Genomic DNA, 19821 nt, shown 5'->3' with positions numbered 1-19821 from the left:
TTGTCATCAGGTCCACGGACGGGTGACGACGCGGACGACCGACGTTCACCAGAGCTTCACGGACGCCGACCGGCCGCATCGGATCCCCGACAACGGAGGGTGTGCGTGCGCCAGCGCCTGTCGTCTGAGCCCGATCGATATCGCGGTCGCCGCCGCGTACCCACCCCCCCGCGTAGCCGCTACGCCGCCGTCGTCACCACCGCGTTCGTGGGCGCCGGCATGGTCGCGCTCGGCGCGGCAGCCCTGCCGGACGCCAAGAGCGTCAACCCGACGGTCCTCGACGAGCTCCGGCAGGCCTCCCTCACCAGCCAGGACACCGCCGCCCGCGCGGACGCCGCCGAGCGCGCCTCCCGAGACAGCCGGGGAGGCAGCAGCGAGGCCTCCGAGCGGGACGTCTGGCTCCTGCCCCTGCAGAGCTACGACTTCAACACGCCCTACGGCATGCGCTGGGACAAGCTGCACACCGGCGTCGACCTGGTCGCCCCGGAGGGCACCCCGTACGTCGCCGTCCACAGCGGCACCGTCACCAAGGCCGGCTGGTACGGCGGCTACGGCTACGCGGTGATCGTCAAGCACGCCGACGGCACCGAGGCCATCTACGGCCACTCCTCCGCCCTGAGCGTGAAGGAGGGCCAGCAGGTCGAGGCGGGCGACCAGCTCGGGCTGGTGGGCAACACCGGCCACTCCTACGGCTCGCACCTGCACCTGGAGCTGCATGTCAACGGGGAGCCGCTCGACCCGGTGCCCTACCTCCAGGACCGCGGAGTGGACATCAAGATGCAAGTCGAGGCATTTTACAGCGACGTGTCGGGGTCCTGACGCTCCGCATCGCCCGTTGACCGCCCGGATCGACCGATCCGGGCGGTTCTTTTTGCCCTCTGCCGGCTAAATGTGTGCTACGACACCCGAGCAGATGTGACCGGCGTCATCGTCACCATGATCATTTATCGTGACGCAAGGGTCGACAGCGGGACGCAACGGACGGCGCACGCCCGGCGCGACCGCCCGGCCCGCCAACCCCCTACCCGCCCGGCACCGGCGCCAACCCCAGTATTTCGAGGTCCCCGACCCCTCGAAGACGTGGAAGGTTCCCGTGCAGGAAGAGAACATCCGCAACGAGAGCACCCCCGACGCCCCGGCCCGCCGCCGGCTGCGCGACCGGCGCGCCGGTCGCGGCCTGGTCATCGGCGCGGCGGCTCTGGTCGGGCTCGGCCTCGTCGGCGGCGCGGTCGCCACCACCGGCGGCGACGACACCCCCGCCCCGACCACCGTGGCCGTCGACGCCGCCGCCCGCGCCGAGGCCGCCGAGCGCGCCGACCGCGCCGTCCGCGAGTCGACCGCCCCCACCCCCACCGCGAGCCCCACCAGCGCGTCGCCGAGCCCCACCAGCGCGTCGCCGAGCCCGTCGAGCGCCAGCCCCACCCCGACGAGGAAGGCCACCGCCAGGCCCAAGCCGAAGCCCACCGCCAAGAAGACCAGCAAGCCCGCCCCGGCCTGGGTGATCCCGATGGCCGGCGCGCAGATCACCTCCTGCTACGGCCCCCGGTGGGGCACCCAGCACGCCGGCATCGACTTCGCCCTGCCCGCCGGCACCCCGATCCACGCCGCCAAGGCGGGCACCGTGGTGAAGGCCGGCGACGTCGGCGACGGCTACGGCATCTCCGTCTTCGTCGACCACGGCAACGGCTACCTGACCCACTACGCACACCAGAGCCGCACCACGGTCGCCGAGGGCGACAGGGTGAAGACCGGCCAGGTCATCGGCTACGAGGGCTCCACCGGCGACTCCACCGGCCCGCACCTGCACTTCGAGGTGCACCAGGGCGCGATGTGGAACCAGATCGACCCGGCGCCGTTCCTGCGCGCCCGGGGCATCGCCGTGGCCTGCTGAGCCACGCCCGAACGGGAACGGCCCGGCCCGGCAGCACGCCGGGCCGGGCCGTCGCCGGCTCAGAGCTTGTCGATCGGGGCGTGCCGCAGCACCAGCCACATCGTCTGGTCGCCGAAGTCGATCTGCGCCCGCGCCCCCGGGCCGTGCCCCTCCACGGCGAGCACCCGGCCCAGGCCGTACCGCTGGTGGTTGACCCGGTCCCCCGCCGCCACCTTGGGCCCCTGGGGCAGCTCGCTGGCCGTGGCCAGCCGGCTGCCGTCCACGCCGAGGCGCTTCGCGAGCTGCGCCGCCTTGGGCGTGCCCCCCGCGAAGCCGCCGGGGACGCGGTCCGCGCGCCCGCCGACGCCACCGCCACCGCCGCCCCACGAGGTGTACGTCCCCTCGGTGCGCTCCCAGCGGACCAGCTCCGGCGGCAGCTCCTCCAGGAACCGTGACGGCGGGTTGTAGGCCGGCTGCCCCCACGCCGAGCGGGTCACCGCGCGGGACAGGTAGAGGCGCTGCCGGGCCCGGGTGATGCCCACGTACGCCAGCCGGCGCTCCTCCTCCAGCTCCCGGGTGTCGCCGAGGGAGCGCAGGTGCGGGAAGACGCCGTCCTCCAGGCCGGTGAGGAACACCACCGGGAACTCCAGGCCCTTGGCGGTGTGCAGGGTCATCAGGGTGACCACGCCCGGGTGCGGCTGGGCGTCGTCGGCCTCGGCGTCGCCCGACGCCGAGCGGGGCTGGTCGGGGATCTGGTCGGCGTCGGCCACCAGCGCCACCTGCTCCAGGAAGCCGGCCACGGTGGCCCGCTCCCCCTCGGCCCCCAGCGCCTCGATCCGCTCGGTGTACTCCCGGGCGACGCTCACCAGCTCCTGGAGGTTGTCCACCCGGCCGGCGTCCTGCGGGTCGAGGCTCTCCTCCAGCTCAGTGAGGTAGCCCGAGCGGGTCAGCAGCGCCTCCAGCACCTCCTCCGGGGTGCCGGTGGCGGCCAGCTCCCGCGCCTCGTCGAGCAGCGCCACGAAATCGGCGATGCCGTTGGCGGCCCGGGTGGAGATGCCCGGCGCGTCCTTCGCCCGGCGTAGCGCCGCGCCGAAGGAGATCCGGTCCCGGCTCGACAGCGCCTCGACGCAGGCCTCCGCGCGGTCGCCGATGCCCCGGCGGGGGGTGTTCAGCACCCGGCGCAGGCTCACCGTGTCGTCGTCGTTGACCACCGCCCGCAGGTACGCCAGCGCGTCGCGGACCTCCTTGCGCTCGTAGAAGCGCACCCCGCCGACCACCTTGTACGGCAGGCCGACCCGGATGAACACCTCCTCGAAGACGCGGGACTGCGCGTTGGTGCGGTAGAAGACCGCCACCTCGCCCGGGCGCGCGGCGGCCTCGTCGACCAGCCGGTCGATCTCCCGACCCACCCAGTCCGCCTCGGCGTGCTCGGTGTCGGCGACGTACCCGACGATCTGCTCGCCCGCCCCGGCGTCGCTCCACAGCCGCTTCGGCTTGCGGGAGGTGTTGCGGTCGATCACCGCGTTGGCGGCGTTGAGGATGGTCTGGGTGGAGCGGTAGTTCTGCTCCAGCAGGATCGTGCGGGCGTCGGTGAAGTCCCGCTCGAACTCCAGGATGTTGCGGATCGTCGCGCCCCGGAACGCGTAGATCGACTGGTCGGCGTCGCCGACCACGCACAGCTCGGCCGGCTCGACCCCCTCGGTGCCGGAGACCAGCTCCTTGATCAGGGTGTACTGGGCGTGGTTGGTGTCCTGGTACTCGTCGACGAGGACGTGCCGGAACCGGCGGCGGTAGCCCTCGGCGACGTGCGGGTGCGACTGGAACAGGTGCACCGTCGTCATGATCAGGTCGTCGAAGTCCAGCGCGTGCGCCTCGCGCAGCCGCCGCTGGTAGAGCGTGTACGCCTCCGCGAGGGCCCGCTCGTTGGGGCCCTTCGCCCGCCCGGCGAACTCCTCCGGGTCGACCAGCTCGTTCTTCAGGTTGGAGACCTGGGCGGCCAGCCCGCGCGCCGGATAGCGCTTCGGGTCGAGGTCCAGCTCGCGGGCGACGAGCTGCATCAGCCGGCGCGAGTCGTCGGCGTCGTAGATCGAGAAGGTCGACTTCAGGCCGGCGTGCTCGTGCTCGGCGCGCAGGATGCGCACGCAGGCCGAGTGGAACGTCGACACCCACATCAGCCGGGCGCGCGGGCCGACGAGATCGGTCACCCGCTCCTTCATCTCGCCGGCGGCCTTGTTGGTGAACGTGATCGCGATGATCTCGCCGGGGTGCACGTCCCGGGCGGCGAGCAGGTACGCGATCCGGTGGGTGAGCACGCGGGTCTTGCCGGAGCCGGCGCCGGCCACGATCAGCAGCGGCGAGCCGGCGTGGATGACGGCGTCGCGCTGGGGCCCGTTGAGGCCCTCCACCAGCGCCTGCGGGTCGAGGCGGACGGCCGGGCCGGGCCGGCGCGGCGGTGCCGACGCGGGCGAGGGCTCGGGCGGGGACGCGGGGATGTCGAAGAGAGGCTGCATCGCAGGGCGAGTCTATGCCGCCGGGCGGACACTTCCCGACCGCGCGCAGCCGAAGAGACCAAGCCGTCACCCGACCGGCTCTGGCGCGCGGCGTCCCCCATCCATCACGATGGCCGGTGAAACCCCGGATCCTCCCCCGTACCCGATTTTGGGAGAACAACCATGAGTCAACCGCGCTCGCGCGGTCGGGCCGTGCTGCGTCACCTCGCCGCGCCAGCCCTCGCACTGGCCGTCGTCGCCACGCTGCCGGCCGCCACGCGGCCCGCGCCGGCCCCGGCCACCGACCCGGAGGCGGCCCTCACCCCGGTCTCGGTCTCCTACGCCAAGCCCCTCGGCCAGGAAGCCAAGGGCAACTTCCTCAGCTACAACGACTTCCACGGCGCCATCGACCCGCCCGGCGGCAGCGGCGCGACGGTGAACGGCACCCCGGCCGGCGGCGTGGAGTACCTCGCCACCTGGCTCAAGAAGCTCCGCGCCGAGGCCCGGGCCGAGGGGCGGACCACCACCACCGTCGGCGCCGGCGACCTGGTCGGGGCGACCCCGCTGGTCAGCGCCGCGTTCCACGACGAGCCGACGATCGAGCTGATGGACGAGATCGGCCTCCAGGTCAGCTCGGTCGGCAACCACGAGTTCGACGAGGGCGTCGACGAGCTGGTCCGGCTGAACAAGGGCGGCTGCCACCCCGTCGACGGCTGCGCCGACGGGGACGGCTTCGCCGGGGCGAAGTTCACCTACCTCGCCGCCAACACGGTCAGCAAGAAGACCGGCCTGCCGGTCCTGCCCCCGGTCGACGTGAGGCTCGTCGGCGGCGTGCCGGTCGGCTTCGTCGGCCTCACCCTGGAGGGCACCGCGGGCATCGTCAACCCGGCCGGCATCAGCTCCGTGCGGTTCGCCGACGAGGTGGAGACCGCCAACAAGTGGGGCGGCCTGCTCAAGCTCCTCGGCGTCAAGGCGATGGTGCTGCTGGTGCACGAGGGCGGCGCGCAGTCCCCGCCGCCGAGCACCCCGGGCGTCTCCGACTGCGCCAACTTCTCCGGCCCGATCGTGGACATCGTGCGCGGCCTGCGGCCCGAGTTCGGCCTGGTCGTCTCCGGCCACACCCACCGCTTCTACTCCTGCTCGCTGCCGAACTCCTCGGGAGCGCCCACCGTGGTCACCAGCGCCGGCAACAACGGCCAGATCGTCACCGACGTGGACTACTCCCTCGACCGGCGCACCGGCCGGTTCACCGGGATCACCGCCCGCAACGTGATCGTGGAGAACGGCGTCCGCAACGCCGACGGCACCTGGAAGGAGAGCGCCCCCAACGTCTACGTCCGTAACCCCGAGCTGGTCGACGCGGGCGCGAAGGCGCTGGCCGACAAGTACCGCGCGGCGGTCGCCCCGATCGCCAACCGGGTGGTCGGCCGGATCAGCGCGGACATCGGCCGCGACGCCCTGCCCAACGGCGAGATCCCGCTCGGCGACGTGATCGCCGACGCGCAGCTCGCCTACACCGCCGGCGACGGGGCGCAGCTCGCCCTGATGAACCCGGGCGGTGTGCGGGCCCCCCTGGCGTACGGGGCGTCGGCCGGCGGCGAGGACCCGGGCGAGGTGACGTACGGCGAGGCGTTCACCGTCCAGCCGTTCAACAACCTGATCGTCACCCAGACGTACACCGGGGCGCAGCTCAAGAACGTGCTGGAGCAGCAGTTCGTCGGCTTCAAGGGGCAGACCTCCCGGCGCATCCTCCAGGTCTCCGCCGGGCTGACCTACTCGTACGACAGCACCGCCCCGGCGGGCTCCCGGGTGAGCGCCCTGGCGCTGCACGGGACGCCGATCGACCCGGCGGCCAGCTACCGGGTCACCACGAACGACTTCCTGGCCAACGGCGGCGACGGCTTCACCGAGCTGACGGCCGGCACCGGCCGGACCACGGCGAAGGGGTTCGACGTGGACGCGCTCGTGGCGTACCTGGGCAGCGGCGCCCCGATCGCCCCGGGCCCGGGCAACCGCATCACCCGCCTCGGCTGAGGTGTAAGGAGGGGCACCTTGTTAACGCCTGAGGTAGAGAAGGTGCCCCTTCTCACCGCGAGTCCTTGCGGAGCGGGCCGGCGGGTCGGCATACTCGACGACGTGTTCGGTCAGCGCTTCTACTTTTACTACGGCACCGGGAGTCCGGCAGCCGTAGGTCGCGCCTGATCAGATCAGACCTACGAAAGCCCCGGGCTCTGGAGAGCCCGGGGCATTTTCGTCCCGGGATCCGGGCACCGGGCCCGACGTCCGAGGGGGACGGCGATGATGACAGACGTGGTGGAGCAGAACGGCAGCCTGGTGTGGTCCCGCGCGCAGGACGACCGGGGAATCGACGGCGCGGACGCGCGCAACGCGGGCCCGGGCGACTTGGGCACCGGGCCCTCGGACGCGGGCGGCCCCGGCGTGGGGAACACGGGCCGGGCAGCCGGAGACGCGGGCTCGGCGGCCGGGAAGCCTGGTTCGGCGGCCGGAGACCCGGGCTCGACAGCCGGGAACGCGGGCTCGGCAGCCGGAGAGCCTGGTTCGGCGGCCGGGGACGCGGGCTCCCTGGCCGGAGACCCGGGCTCCGCAGCCGAGGACCCGGGCGACGACGGGAGCGACGGACCGGCGGCGGCCACGGGGCCGACCCGGACCGGCACCGACGACTCGGCGGCGGCCACGCGGATCGTCGCCATCCGGGAGCGCATCGACGAGATCGACCGCACCCTCGTCGAGCTGTGGCAGGAGCGGGCCGCGCTCTCCCGGGAGGTGGGCACCACCCGGATGGCCTCGGGGGGCACCCGGCTGGTGCTGTCGCGCGAACGGGAGATCCTGGAGCGGTTCCGGGAGTCCCTCGGCGCGGACGGCACCCAGTTGGCCCTGCTCCTGCTCCGCGCGGGCCGCGGCCCGCTGTAACCTCCCACCCCCGCGGTCGCCCCGCTCCCCCGCTCGACGACCGCACAAGAACACGGAAAGCGTGGCCTCCGCCGCGTTGGAGGCCACGCTTTCCGAGAATCTGCGGGAACGTGAGGGGCGGGCGGGGCGGGTATGAAGAACCGCCTGCCGGCGTCGTGGGACGCCGGCAGGCGGTCGGGGGTCGTACGGTGCGGGGCCGGGTCAGCCCGTGAGGCTCACGCCTCGTGGGTGGCGACGATCTCGCGCTTCTCCGCGAAGTGGCAGGCGCTCGGGTGGTCCGAGCCGGAGCGGATCTCCAGCAGCGGGACCTGCTCGGCGCAGACGTCCTGCGCCTTCCAGCACCGGGTGCGGAACCGGCAGCCCGAGGGCGGGCTGACCGGCGAGGGGACGTCGCCGGTCAGCCGGATGATCGCCTTCTGGTCGCGCAGCGTCGGGTCCGGCACCGGCACCGCCGACAGCAGCGCCTGGGTGTACGGGTGGGTCGGCCGCTCGTAGATCTCGTCCTCGGTGCCGATCTCGACGATCTTGCCGAGGTACATGACCGCGACCCGGTCCGACAGGTGCCGGACCACGGACAGGTCGTGGGCGATGAAGACGTACGACAGGCCGAACTCGTCCTGGAGCTTCTCCAGCAGGTTCATCACCTGGGCCTGGATCGACACGTCCAGGGCCGACACCGGCTCGTCGCAAATGATGATCTCCGGGCGCAGGGCGAGCGCGCGGGCGATGCCGATGCGCTGCCGCTGGCCGCCGGAGAACTGGTGCGGGTACCGGTTGATGTGCTCCGGGTTCAACCCGACCAGGTCGAGCAGCTCCTTGACCTTCTGCCGCCGGCTGCCCCTCGGTGCCACGTCGGGGTGGATCTCGAAGGGCTCGCCGATCAGGTCGCCGACCGTCATCCGCGGGTTCAGCGAGGTGTACGGGTCCTGCATGACGAGCTGGATCTGCCGGCGCAGCCGCCGCAGCGCGCCACCGGACAGCTTGGAGATGTCCTGCCCCTTGTAGAGCACGCTGCCGGCGGTCGGCCGCTCCAGGTTCATCAGGACGCGGGCCAGCGTCGACTTGCCGCAGCCGGACTCGCCCACCACCCCGAGCGTCTCGCCGGAGCGCAGCTCCATCGAGACCCCGTCGACGGCCTTGACGTGACCGATGGTCTTCTTGAACACCACACCGCGGGTGACGGGGTAGTGCTTGACCAGGTCACGGACCTCGAGGATGTTCTCAGTCACGGTTCACCAGCTCCTCGGCGAAGTGGCACGCGCTGGCCCGGCTGACGCCGACCTGCAGCAGCGGCGGGACCTTCTCCCGGCAGACCGGCTGCGCCATCGGGCAGCGCGGGTTGAACGGGCAGCCCGGCGGGATGTTCATCAGGTTCGGCGGCAGGCCCTTGATCGTGCGGAGCTGCTGCCCCTTCTCGTCCATCCGCGGGATCGAGTCGATCAGGCCGATCGTGTACGGGTGCGCCGGCTTGGCGTACAGGTCGTACACGTTGGCTTCCTCGACGATCCGGCCGGCGTACATGACCGCGATCCGGTCCGCGACGTCGGCGACCACACCGAGGTCGTGGGTGATCAGGATCAGCCCCATCTGCCGCTCGCGCTGCATCTCCGCGAGCAGGTCCATGATCTGGGCCTGCACGGTCACGTCGAGCGCGGTGGTCGGCTCGTCCGCGATCAGCACCTCCGGGTCGAGCGCCAGCGACATCGCGATCATCGCGCGCTGCCGCATGCCGCCGGAGAACTGGTGCGGGTAGTTGCTGAACCGGCCCTTGGCGTTCGGGATCTTGACCTGGTCGAGCATTTCGATCGCGCGCTTCTTGGCGTCGGCGCGGCTGAGGCCACGCCGGACCCGGAACTGCTCGGCGATCTGGAACCCGACGGTGAAGACGGGGTTCAGCGCGGAGAGCGCGTCCTGGAACACCATCGCGATGCCCTCGCCGCGGATGCGGCGGCGCTCCTCGGCCGACATGGCGAGCATGTCCTTGCCGTGGAAGCGGACCTGGCCCCCGGTGACGAAGCCGGGCGGCGTGTCGAGGATGCCCATGATGGTCTGCGCGGTGACGCTCTTGCCGGAGCCGGACTCGCCGAGCACGGCGAGGGTCTCCCCCGCGTCGACGTGGTAGGTGACCCCGTTGATGACCTTGGCGACGCCGTCGCGGGTGCGGAACTCGACCCGCAGGTCCTCGACCTCAAGGAGGCGACCCGAGGGGCGGCCGGATCCGTCGGCGCCCGGCTTGGACTGCTCGGTCACGAGAATGTCGGACAACTCAATCTCCCCTAGCGCAGTTTCGGATCGAGGGCCTCGCGGACCGCCTCACCGAGCATCACGAAGCTGAGGACGGCGGTGACGAGGAACGCGGCGGGGAAGAAGAGCAGGAAGGGCGAGATCCGGATGTAGTTCTGCGCCTCGCTGATCATGATGCCCCAGGAGACGACCGGGCTCTTCAGGCCGATGCCCAGGAACGAGAGCGTGGCCTCCGCGCCGATGAACGAGCCGACCAGGATCGTGCCGTAGACCAGCAGCGGGGCCAGGCAGTTCGGCAGCAGGTGCTTGAGGATGATCCGGCCGGTGCCGGCACCGAGCGCCCGCGCGGCCACGATGTAGTCGGCCTCCTTGGTGGCCAGCACCGAGGAGCGCATGAGCCGCATCACGACCGGCCAGCTCAGCACGACCAGGGACATGACGACCAGGCCCATGATCTGCCACTCGTTGTTGTTCGAGTCGGCCCCGTTGAAGGTGGTCAGGATGACGATGGCACCGAGCACGAAGGGCAGGCCGAAGAAGATGTCGGCGAAGCGGGAGAGCAGGGCGTCGACCCAGCCGCCCCGGTAGCCGGCGATCATGCCGATGGTGCCGCCGATCAGCAGGGTGCCGATGGTGGAGACCAGCGCCACCAGGATCGAGGCGCGGGCGCCGTAGATGACCCGGGCGTAGACGTCGCGGCCCTGCACGTCGTAGCCGAACCAGGCGTCGCCGGAGGGCTTTACCTGACTGTTCGACAGCGATCCGTTGACCGCGTCGCCGCCGGTGAACAGCCACGGGAAGGCCGCCATCACCACGAAGACCAGGATGAAGGCCGCCGAGATCCAGAACAGCGGCTTGCGGCGCAGGTCGCGCCAGGCGTCGCCGAGCAGGCCGCGCGGCTTCTCCCTGCGGGCGTTCTCCGGCAGGCCGGCGTCGACGGGGGCGCCCGACCCGGCCTCGGTGGGCATGGTCGACGGCGGGGTCGTCACGATCGATGCGGAACTGGGGTCACTCATGCCGCCACCTCGCTGCGCTCGGTGCCGCGACGGTGGTCACGGCACGCTGCGTTCATGACTCGTACGCGAGTCTGCTCACTCATAGCGGATCCTCGGGTCCAGTGCGGCGTAGAGCAGGTCCACCACCAGGTTCATCAGGAGGTAGACGAGAACGAGGACCACCACGATGGAGACAACGGTAGCGCTCTCCTTGGTGACGATGGCCCGGAGGACGGCGCGGCCGATGCCGTTGATGCTGAAGATGCCCTCGGTGACGATGGCGCCGCCCATGAGGGCACCGAGGTCGGTGCCGAGCAGGGTGACGACCGGGATCAGCGAGTTGCGCAGCAGGTGGACGCCGACCACCCGGCGCATCGGCAGGCCCTTGGCGATGGCGGTCCGCACGTAGTCGGCGCGGCGGTTCTCCGCGATGCTCGTGCGCGCCACCCGGGCGACGTACGCCATGGAGGCGCTGCCGAGGACGAAGCCCGGCACGATCAGCTCCGACAGCCGCATCTCGTTGGAGACCGTGGGGTTGATGATGCCCCACTTGACGCCGAGCAGCCACTGGAGCACGAAGCCCACCACGAAGACCGGCAGCGCGATCAGGAACAGCGTCGAGACGAGGACCAGGTTGTCGAGGAAGCCACCGCGCCGCAGGCCGGTCAGGACACCGGCGCTCAGGCCGATGACCGCCTCGATCAGCAGGGCCACCAGCGCCAGCTTCAGCGTGTTCGGGTACGCGGTCGCGATGATGTCGGCGACCTCACGGTTGTTCCACGTGCTGCCGAAGTCCCCCTGGAACAGGTTCTTCATGTAGGTGGCGTACTGCACCCAGATCGACTCGTCGAGCTGGTACTTCTCGGTCATGAAGTTGATGTACGCGTCCGGACACCGGCGGTCGCCGCACTTGCCGGCGAACGGGTCGCCCGGCACCGACCAGACGAGCCAGTAGATCAGGAACGTCGTACCGATGAAGACCGGGACGAGTTGCAGTAGCCGTCTCAACAGATAACGGCCCATGGGGTGGTCCTCCTGACAGGGGGCGCGTCGGGCGAGAGGCGGCCGACACGGTGGTGGCAACGTGGCGAGCGGTGTTGTGCACCCCTCGCGGAACAACCCCGGGCCGGACCCACCGGTAGGTGAGCCCGACCCGGGGTCAGACCTGACGGATCAGAGCTCGACGGAGGTGATGTCAAGCTCGCCGACGTTGGTCAGCTCCATCTTCTTGATCTTCTCCGAGTGCCCCGACTGCTGCAGTTGGAAGTAGATCGGCATCGACGGAACGTCCTGGTCGATCAGCTTCACGGCCTCGCCGAACTTGGCGTGCGACGCCTCCAGGCTCGGGGCGGCGCTGGCCTCCTTGGCCAGGGCGTCGACCTGCTTGTTGCTGTACTGGCCGTCGTTCGAGGAGCCACCGGTCACGTAGAGCGGGTTGATCCAGTTCTCCACGTCCGGGTAGTCCTGCTGCCAACCGGCGCGGTACGGGCCCTTCATCTTGTGGGCGTTGATGTTCTGGCGGAACACCGCGAAGGTCGGCACGCCCTCGGCGCGGGCGTTGATGCCGAGGTTGGTCTTGACCTGCTGCGCAACGGCCTCCATCCAGTCCTTGTGGCTGGCGTCGGCGTTGTAGTAGAAGACCATCTCACCCTGGAAGCCACCGGCCTCGGCGAGGAGCTTCTTGGCCTCGTCCACGTTGTACTGGCAGGCGGTGCAGTTGCCGGCCTGCGCGCCCGGGGTCAGCGGGTTGGCCCAGCTGTCGGCCGGCTTGCGGTTGCCGAAGAAGATCTTGTCGGTGATCTCCTGCCGGTTGATCGACAGCGAGACGGCGCGACGCAGCTTCGGGTCGGCGAAGCGCTTGTCGTAGATCGGGAAGGCGATGATGCCCGTCGACGGGATGGTCGAGGAGACCGCCCGGTCGGTCAGGTCGGACTTCCACTTGTCGCCCGCGATGGCGGAGACGGGAACCTGCTGCTGGAAGTCCAGGTTGTTCGAGACCAGGTCGCTGTAGGCGGCCGTGTCGTCCTGGTAGATCTTGACCGTGACGTCCTTGATCTTCATCTTGTCACGGAGCTGGTAGTCGTCGAACCGCGTCAGCTTGAGCTGGACGTTGTTCTCCCACGACACGAACTTGACCGGGCCGTTGCCGATCGGCTTCTTGCCGAAGTCCTCGGCGCTGCCCGAGAAGAACGCGTCCGGCAGCGGCATGAAGGTGCTGTAGCCGAGCTTGGTCGGGAAGACGGCGGTCGGCGCGGCGAGCGTGACCTCGAAGTTCCAGTCGTCGACGACCTTCAGGCCGGACATCTCCTTGGCCTTCGGCTCCGGGGCCTTCTGCGGGCCGTCGGGGCCGTCCGGGTCGGCGGTGTTGACGTCCGCGAAGCCCTGGATGTCGGCGAAGAAGCTGGAGTTCTGCGCGCCGTTCGGCGAGTACGCGCCCCAGTTCCAGGCGTCCACGAAGTTCTTGGCCTTGACGACGGTGCCGTCGTGGAACTTCGTGTTCTGCTTGATCTTGATCTTGTAGACCTTGGAGTCGGTCGTCTCGATCGACTCGGCCAGAATGTTCTGCGGAGCACCACCGTTGTTGGGGTACTCGACCAGGCCGGTCCAGAGCCAGTCGATGATCTTGCCGCCGCCGGTCTCGGTGGTGCTCGCCGGAATCAGCGGGTTCTCCGGCTCGGTGCCGTCGACCGTGATCGCGCCGTCCGCGCTGTTGCCGGCGTCGCCGCCGTCGTCACTGCTGGAGCAGCCGGACGCGACGAGCGCGAAAGCCGCGCCCAGCGCGATCGCGCCACTCGCCCGCTTCGAGACTCTCATTCCGAGGGGCCTCCTCTTTCTGACCTGGTTCCGTCGTGAGTTTCACGCACGTGTGGGGGTGACACCGCCGGCGGCCCAACCACTGGCCGCCGGTATACCGCAGAGAAATCGGGACACCCCTGATGTACCGATCCGCCGGGCCACCGCACCGCCCCACGCGCGGCCCCGCGCAGGGTCGAACGACCACGAACCGTGACTCTTCGTCAGCGTCCGTGGGCCCGCGACCGTGCATGGGTGCCTCACGCCGGGGGTGAGGTGCTGCAACTGTGACACCTTCCCGACCGTTCCGTGAAGGTGCCGTTATCAAGCCGTTAGTTGCCCGCAGTGTTGCCGATACTCGAAAAAAGATCACGAAACTCGGCGGTCACACGGCTCTGACCAGCCAAGATACAACCACCGTTCGCGTTCCGGCCAACGGCCGCTCCCGGGCCTGTGAGCTTGCCCGCGCCCGTCCGGCCACCCGCCCGCGTCCGCCGCCCGGTGGCCGTATTTGCCCATCCGGTGGATGGCGGTGTCGACCGTGTCGTCACGGTCGCCGACCGGGCGGCGGAGGAAGTCACAGTGACCGATGTCATGGTCACGGGCAGTGACACGACCGAGGGGAGGGGCAGGTCACACCAGTCGGCGGTCCGCCGCCCACCGGGACAGCTCGTACCGATTGGACATCTGGAGCTTGCGCAGCACGTTCGACACGTGCGTCTCGACCGTCTTGATGGAGATGTACAGCTCCCGGGCGATCTCCTTGTACGCGTACCCCCGGGCGAGCAGCCGGAGCACCTCCCGCTCCCGGTTGGTGAGCTGGTCCAGCTCCGGGTCGGCCACCGGCGCGTCGGGTCGGGCGGCGAAGGCGTCCAGCACGAACCCGGCCAGGCGGGGGCTGAACACGGCGTCCCCGTCGGCCACCCGGCGGATCGCGTCGGTCAGCTCGTCCGGGGAGATGGTCTTGGTGACGTAGCCCCGGGCACCGGCCCGGATCAGGCCGATCACGTCCTCGGCTGCGTCGGAGACGCTCAGCGCCAGGAACCGCACGAGCGGGTGGCTGCGGCGCATCGCCTCCAGCACCGCCCGGCCGCCGCCGTCGGGCATGTGCACGTCCAGCAGCACCACGTCGGGGCCGGTGGCGGCGATCCGGGCGACGGCCTCGGCCACCGTGCTGGCCTCACCCACCACCTCGACGTGGGCGCCCAGCTCGGCGCGGACGCCCGCGCGGAACATGGCGTGGTCGTCGACGAGGAAGACGCGCAGCCGCTCGGGGCGGTCGCCCGCCCCCTCGACCGGCACCGTCGGCTGCTCAGCCATGGTCATCTGTCCCTTTCCGCCGTGGGCTGCTCGCGGGAGATCGGCAGGATCAACCGGACCTCGGTCCCCTCCCCGGGCTCGGAGCGGATCTCCGCCCGGCCGCCGTGCCGCCGCATCCGTCCGATGATCGACCCCCGGACGCCGTGCCGCTGGTCCCCCACCGTATCGGGGTCGAAGCCCTTGCCCCGGTCCCGCACGAAGACGCTCACCTGCTCCGGCTCCACCTCCGCGTACAGGGAGACGGTCCGCACCCCGGCGTGCCGGGCGGCGTTCACCAGCGCCTCCCGGGCCGCCGCGACCAGCGCGCCGACCCGCTCGTCGGTCTCCCGGTCGCCCACGATCACCGGCTCCACGGTGACGGCGAAGGTGTCCTCCACCTCGGCCGCGGCCTGCTCCAGGGCCGCCGCGAACCGCTCGGCGGGCGAGCCGGTCGGCTTGTAGAGCCAGTTGCGCAGCGAGCGCTCCTGCCCCCGGGCCAGCCGCTGGACGGTCGTCGGGTCGGCGGCGTTGCGCTGGATCAGCGCGAGGGTGTGCAGCACCTGGTCGTGCACCATGGCGGCCAGCTCCGCGCGTTCCCGCTCCCGGATGCGCCCCTCGCGCTCCGAGCGGAGCTGGTTGTACGTCCGCCAGAGCAGCGGGGCCACCACCACCCCCACCCCGGCCAGCCCGACCAGCGCGAAGATGACGCCGTTGAGCACCGCGTCGAGGTTCTGCGTCGGCGAGTAGACCGCCGCGACGCCGATGATGCCGACCGCGACCAGCACCCCGCCGCCGACGAACCGCAGCACGAACGCCCGGCGGTCGCTCTCCTGGACCACCGCGCCCAGCCAGGGCACCGGCAGCGACTCGCCCCACTGGCGGCGGCGCTCCGGCGCGGACTGGTGCCAGATCACCCCCGCGCCCACCGCGATGATCGCCACCAGCCAGCCGGCGGTGCCCCCCGCGCCGACCGAGTCGAAGACCATCACCTGGACCAGGAGCACCGCGAAGCCGATCGCCACGAACGGCAGCAGTTGCCCGATGTCCCGCCGGGGCGGCGCGGCGGTGTCCCCCGGACGCAGCGGGACGACCGCCCAGAACGCGGCGTAGAGAAGCAGCCCCAGCCCGCTGAGGCCGAGCAGCACCGTGAAGGCGATCCGCACCCGGACCACCGAGATGCCGAGGTGCTCGGCGATGCCGGCGGCCACCCCGGCGGCCATCCGGTGCTCGGGCGCCCGGTAGAGACGGGGCGGCGGGATCACGGTGCTGATCGCAGACTCTCCCTGTTCGGGGCGGCACGGCGGGCGGGTGGGCTTCGATCGTCACACGAGCGGACCGGCGCGGACCACGGGGACGTCCCCGACATCCGCGCCCCTCGGATCTCAGGGTGGGGTCAGGGTCGGTTCCTGAGGCCGCCGGCCGCTTCGGGGCAGCAGGATCGAGGCATGACCGAGGAAGCTGCCCCGCCGCCCCGCCCCGGTGCGGCACAGCCGGGCGGGCCCGCACCGGCGGGCCCGGCCCCCACCGCGTCCACCGGCGACACGGCACCACCACCACCGCCGCCCGGGACCGGCGGCGGTCCGGGGGCCCCGCCACCCCCGTCCGGGGGGTACGCGGGCCCACCGCCCCCGCCGCCGGAGAGCGCCGGCTTCACCTCCCGGTACGGGCTGGTCCGCCCCCGCGAGGGCCGCTACCTGGCCGGCGTCTGCGCGGCGATCGGCCGCGCCACCAACACGGACCCGGTGCTCTGGCGGGTGCTCCTCGCCGTGCTCGGGTTCTTCGGCGGCATCGGCATCCTGGTGTACGTCGCGGCCTGGCTGATCATCCCCGGCGAGGGCGACACGGCCTCCCCGGTCGAGTCGATGCTCGGCCGGGGCCGGTCCAGCATGTCCCCGGTCACCGTGATCGTGCTGAGCATCCTGGTGGCGGTGAGCTTCGGGTACATCGTCACCGACGCGTTCCGGGCGGTGCTTCTCGGCGCGGCCATCCTCGTCGGCGGCGCGCTGCTGCTCAACCGCGAGCACCGCAGCCCCGACAGGGGCGCGACCCCCGGCCCGGACGCGCCGCCCACCACTCCGCCGGGCCCGGTCCCCCCGGTCGCGTGGCCCGCGCCCGGCCTCTCCGTCCCGCCCACCGGCCCCGGGGGCGTTCCCGCGACGCCGCCGACCGCTCCCCCCGCCCCCGGCCACCCGGCCTGGCCGCCGCTGGCCGGCCAGCCGGCGCACGGGCTGCTCTACGAACGACCGGCCGGGCCGCCGTCCACCGCCCCGCAGCTCGCCGGCCAGCCGGGCCCGGGGCAGCAGCCCTGGGCCGCGATCCCCGGGCAGCCCGGCGCCGCGTGGTCGGCCGCCCCGCTCGGGCGGAGCGCCGAGCCGCCCGCCTGGCCGCCGGCGTCGGGCACGCCCTCCGGTCCCCTCCCCCCGGTCGGCGTGCCCGCGGCGGGCCGTCCGCCGGTCGCCGCGCCCCTGCCGCCGGCCGGCTACCGGCCCCCGTTCGCCCCGCACGGGCCGTACGCCGGGGGGCCGCAGCCGGCCGCGCCCCGGCCTCCGCGCCCGGTCAAGCCGCCGAAGCCGCCCCGGGAACGCTCCCCGCTGGGGGCCGCCACCTTCTCGCTGAGCTTCCTGGCGGTCGGCGTGGTGGCCGTGCTCGACCTGCTGGGCCTCGTCGAGGTGGGTCCGGCGGGGTACTTCGCGGCGGCCCTGGCGACCATCGGGCTCGGCCTGCTCGTCGGCACCTGGTTCGGCCGGGCGCGGTGGCTGATCGCGCTCGGTCTGGTCACCGCGGCGGCGCTCGGCGTCGCCACCGTCGCGGAGTCCTACGACCGGATCCGGGGCGTGGACGGCAACGTCACCTGGGCCCCCACCGACCGACGTGACCTGGCCGACCGGTACGAGAACACCTTCGGCGACGCCGTGCTCGACCTGCGCGGCATCGACTTCGACAAGCAGGAGACCCAGGTCACCGTCGCGATCAACGTCGGGAAGGCGACCGTCGTGGTGCCGCCGAACGTCGACGTCACCACGATCGCCGACGTCAACGCCGGTGAGGCCACCGTCTTCGGCCGCCGCTCAGGCGGGGTCGCGGGGCGCATCCGGGACAGCACCGACCTCGGCGCGGACGGTCCCGGGGGCGGCAAGCTCCGCCTCTACATCCACGTCAACGCCGGCAACCTGGAGGTGACCCGGTGAGGGCACACCGCACCGACATCGTGTCGCTCGGCTTCGGCCTGTTCTTCGTCGCCCTCGCCGCCTGGTGGCTGCTCGCCCAACTGCTCGGCCTGGCCCTCCCGCCGGTGGGCTGGTTCCTGGCCGGCGGGCTGATCCTGATCGGTGTGCTGGGCCTGGCCGGCGCCCTGCGCTCCGGCCGGGGCCACCGGACGGCCCGCGCCGAGGACCCGGCCCCCACGGGCACCGAGAACCCGGGGCCGGCCGCTGAGCCGAGCGCCGGGCCCGGTCCCCTCCCGGCCGGGCAGCCGAGCGCCGACGAGCCGGTCAGCGGAGCCGGCCCCCACCCGGCCAGGGAACCCAGCGCCGACGAGCCGGTCACCGGAGCCGGCCCCCTGCCGGCCGACGAGTGGCCGACCACGGCGGTCGCCGCCGACCGGCCCGAGGCGGTCGAGGACCGCCCGGTCAGCGGCGCGCAGGCCCCCCGCTGGTCCCCGGCCGACCCGCTCGACGAGGAGCCGACCGTCCCGCTGACGGACACCGGGGTCCCCCCGCCCGGGGAGCGGGAGGGCCGGAGCGGCTGACCACGACGGTGCGGGCGCTGTGGCCGGGCGCATATGCTGGCCGGTGGGATCTCGCCTCCGCCAGCCGCCCGGCCGCCCGGGCGCGCCCGCCCCGACCCGGCCAGGTCGCCGAGGTGTCCCACCGCGCTTGCCGTCCTACCCCGTCAGGAGTCCGTCCGACATGACCCAGTCCCCCGCCGTGCGCACCTCCGGCCAACCCGGTCCGGTCCGCATCGGCGAGCGTGCCGCCCGTACCCTCGTCAGCGAGCTCGCCCGGCGCAACGACCCGAAGGCCGCCCTACTGGTCGGCGCGACCCCCGACTCCGCGGTGCTGGCCGCGGCGATCGACGCCCTGCTGCCCGGCGACACGCTCACCGTCGTGCCGGCCGCGACGGCCACGGCGGTCGCGCTGCGCGAGCACGTGACGGCCCAGGGCCGCTGGGTCGCCGACCGGGTGCGCGTGGCGGACTCCCTCGCCGACGCCGACACCGCCGAGGTGGTGATCGCGGCCGAGCCGCTCGCCGGCACCGCCGAGGAGGCCCGCGAGGCCATCGACGGCCTGGCCAAGTACCTCGCCGACGGGGCGGTGCTCAGCCTCGCGGTGCCCGCCGCGCCCGGCCGCACCGCCGGCGCGGCCGGCGAGATGGAGCGCCAGGACGCGCTGCACGGCGTCGGGACGGACCTGGTGCTGCGCAACAACCCGCCGGTACGGGTGCACCGGCTCCGGTTCGCGCCGGCCGACGTGGCCGTGGCGGCCCGGCTCGCCCCCGCCCACCGGCCGTCCAGCGTCCCGGTGACCCGCAGCATGCACATCGACTCCAACGGCGTCGCGGCGGCCGGCATCGCCCTCGGCCTGGCCGCGCTGGCCCGGGCGGCCCGGCCGAAGTCGAAGCTCTGGCTGCTGCCGGCGCTGGCCGCCGCCCCGGTGGCCGCGTTCTTCCGCGACCCGGAGCGGGACGTCCCCGAGGACCCGTCGGCCGTCGTGGCGGCGGCCGACGGGCAGGTGCTGTCGGTGCAGCGGCTGACCGACGAGCGCTTCGGCGCCGGCGAGTGGCTGCGGGTCGCCGTCTTCCTGTCGGTGCTGGACGTACACGTCAACCGCTCCCCGGTGGCGGGCAAGGTGGTCGACTACTTCGTCGCCGACGGCGGCTTCGTCAACGCCATGAAGCCGGACGCCGAGCACAACGTGGCGGCGTACACGGTGCTGGACACCGACCACGGCACGGTGGTCGTCGCACAGCGCACCGGGCTGATCGCCCGTCGGATCGTGCAGCGTGCCCCGGTCGGGGCGCTGCTGGCGCGGGGGGAGCGCTTCGGCCTGATCCGGTTCGGCTCGCGGACCGACGTCTACCTGCCGGCCGACGCCGCCGACCCGCTGGTCGGCCCCGGTGACAAGGTGATCGGCGGCTCCACGGTCATCGCCCGCTGGCGCTGACCGGCCCCGCCGAGAGCATCGGCAGACGCGAAAAGGGG

At 72.5% G+C, this 19821-nt stretch carries 14 protein-coding genes and 1 pseudogene; 7 read left to right on the top strand and 8 right to left on the bottom strand.

The genetic code is table 11. The annotated features are described in order from the left end of the window. The first annotated feature begins 105 nt into the window (after positions 1–105). Both LPU43_RS13090 and LPU43_RS13085 read left to right on the top strand, forming a co-directional pair. A complete protein-coding gene (locus LPU43_RS13090) occupies positions 106–819 on the top strand; it encodes a M23 family metallopeptidase (protein WP_229400650.1) in 714 nt (237 codons plus the stop codon). A 274-nt stretch (positions 820–1093) separates the two neighbouring features. After that, positions 1094–1891 carry a M23 family metallopeptidase gene (locus LPU43_RS13085; protein WP_373321700.1) on the top strand — a complete coding sequence of 266 codons (798 nt, stop codon included), beginning with the start codon at positions 1094–1096 and terminating at the stop codon, positions 1889–1891. 59 nt (positions 1892–1950) lie between these two features. Here the strand turns inward: LPU43_RS13085 and pcrA are convergent, their stop codons facing one another. Further along, complete coding sequence (gene pcrA / locus LPU43_RS13080; RefSeq protein WP_229400649.1) at positions 1951–4380, bottom strand: DNA helicase PcrA; 2430 nt, start codon at positions 4378–4380, stop codon at positions 1951–1953. 162 nt (positions 4381–4542) lie between these two features. Here pcrA and LPU43_RS13075 point away from each other — a divergent pair, with 162 nt between their 5' ends. Together LPU43_RS13075 and LPU43_RS13070 are read left to right on the top strand one after the other, a co-directional pair. Beyond that, positions 4543–6393, top strand: a complete 1851-nt coding sequence (locus tag LPU43_RS13075) for a bifunctional metallophosphatase/5'-nucleotidase (protein WP_229400648.1) — start codon at positions 4543–4545, stop codon at positions 6391–6393. A gap of 549 nt (positions 6394–6942) precedes the next feature. After that, positions 6943–7290, top strand: coding sequence for a chorismate mutase (locus LPU43_RS13070; protein ID WP_305074145.1), 348 nt, complete (start codon positions 6943–6945; stop codon positions 7288–7290). Between the two features lie 215 nt (positions 7291–7505). Here the strand turns inward: LPU43_RS13070 and LPU43_RS13065 are convergent, their stop codons facing one another. From LPU43_RS13065 to LPU43_RS13035, 7 genes are all read right to left on the bottom strand, one after another. Further along, positions 7506–8519 carry an ABC transporter ATP-binding protein gene (locus tag LPU43_RS13065; protein ID WP_229400647.1) on the bottom strand — a complete coding sequence of 338 codons (1014 nt, stop codon included), beginning with the start codon at positions 8517–8519 and terminating at the stop codon, positions 7506–7508. After that, positions 8512–9540, bottom strand: a complete 1029-nt coding sequence (locus tag LPU43_RS13060; RefSeq protein WP_229400762.1) for an ABC transporter ATP-binding protein — start codon at positions 9538–9540, stop codon at positions 8512–8514. The genes LPU43_RS13065 and LPU43_RS13060 overlap by 8 nt, the downstream gene beginning before the upstream one ends. A 26-nt stretch (positions 9541–9566) precedes the next feature. After that, on the bottom strand, positions 9567–10550 hold the full coding sequence (locus LPU43_RS13055; protein WP_229400646.1) for an ABC transporter permease: 984 nt from the start codon (positions 10548–10550) through the stop codon (positions 9567–9569). A gap of 75 nt (positions 10551–10625) precedes the next feature. Then, on the bottom strand, positions 10626–11552 hold the full coding sequence (locus tag LPU43_RS13050) for an ABC transporter permease (RefSeq protein WP_229400645.1): 927 nt from the start codon (positions 11550–11552) through the stop codon (positions 10626–10628). Positions 11553–11702: 150 nt separating this feature from the next. Continuing rightward, the gene (locus LPU43_RS13045) at positions 11703–13343 is read right to left on the bottom strand and encodes a peptide ABC transporter substrate-binding protein (protein ID WP_229400644.1); all 1641 of its coding nucleotides are present in this window, start codon (positions 13341–13343) and stop codon (positions 11703–11705) included. 612 nt (positions 13344–13955) lie between these two features. Further along, positions 13956–14642 carry a response regulator gene (locus LPU43_RS13040; RefSeq protein WP_229400643.1) on the bottom strand — a complete coding sequence of 229 codons (687 nt, stop codon included), beginning with the start codon at positions 14640–14642 and terminating at the stop codon, positions 13956–13958. Between the two features lie 2 nt (positions 14643–14644). Further along, positions 14645–15883, bottom strand: a complete 1239-nt coding sequence (locus LPU43_RS13035) for an ATP-binding protein (protein ID WP_255685389.1) — start codon at positions 15881–15883, stop codon at positions 14645–14647. Positions 15884–16066: 183 nt separating this feature from the next. Here LPU43_RS13035 and LPU43_RS13030 point away from each other — a divergent pair, with 183 nt between their 5' ends. The 3 genes and pseudogenes from LPU43_RS13030 (at position 16067) to LPU43_RS13020 (ending at position 19783) form a co-directional block, all read left to right on the top strand. Then, a complete protein-coding gene (locus LPU43_RS13030) occupies positions 16067–17809 on the top strand; it encodes a PspC domain-containing protein (RefSeq protein ID WP_229400642.1) in 1743 nt (580 codons plus the stop codon). After that, positions 17806–18048, top strand: a pseudogene (locus LPU43_RS28910) (hypothetical protein); the annotation flags it as partial. The gene LPU43_RS13030 and the pseudogene LPU43_RS28910, both read left to right, overlap by 4 nt. A 481-nt stretch (positions 18049–18529) precedes the next feature. Continuing rightward, positions 18530–19783, top strand: a complete 1254-nt coding sequence (locus LPU43_RS13020) for a phosphatidylserine decarboxylase (RefSeq protein ID WP_229400641.1) — start codon at positions 18530–18532, stop codon at positions 19781–19783. Positions 19784–19821: the final 38 nt, after the last annotated feature.

Source organism: Micromonospora okii, assembly GCF_020884795.1.
GTDB classification, from domain to species: Bacteria; Actinomycetota; Actinomycetes; order Mycobacteriales; family Micromonosporaceae; genus Micromonospora; species Micromonospora okii.
This window is presented reverse-complemented; position numbering and strand designations above follow the sequence as displayed.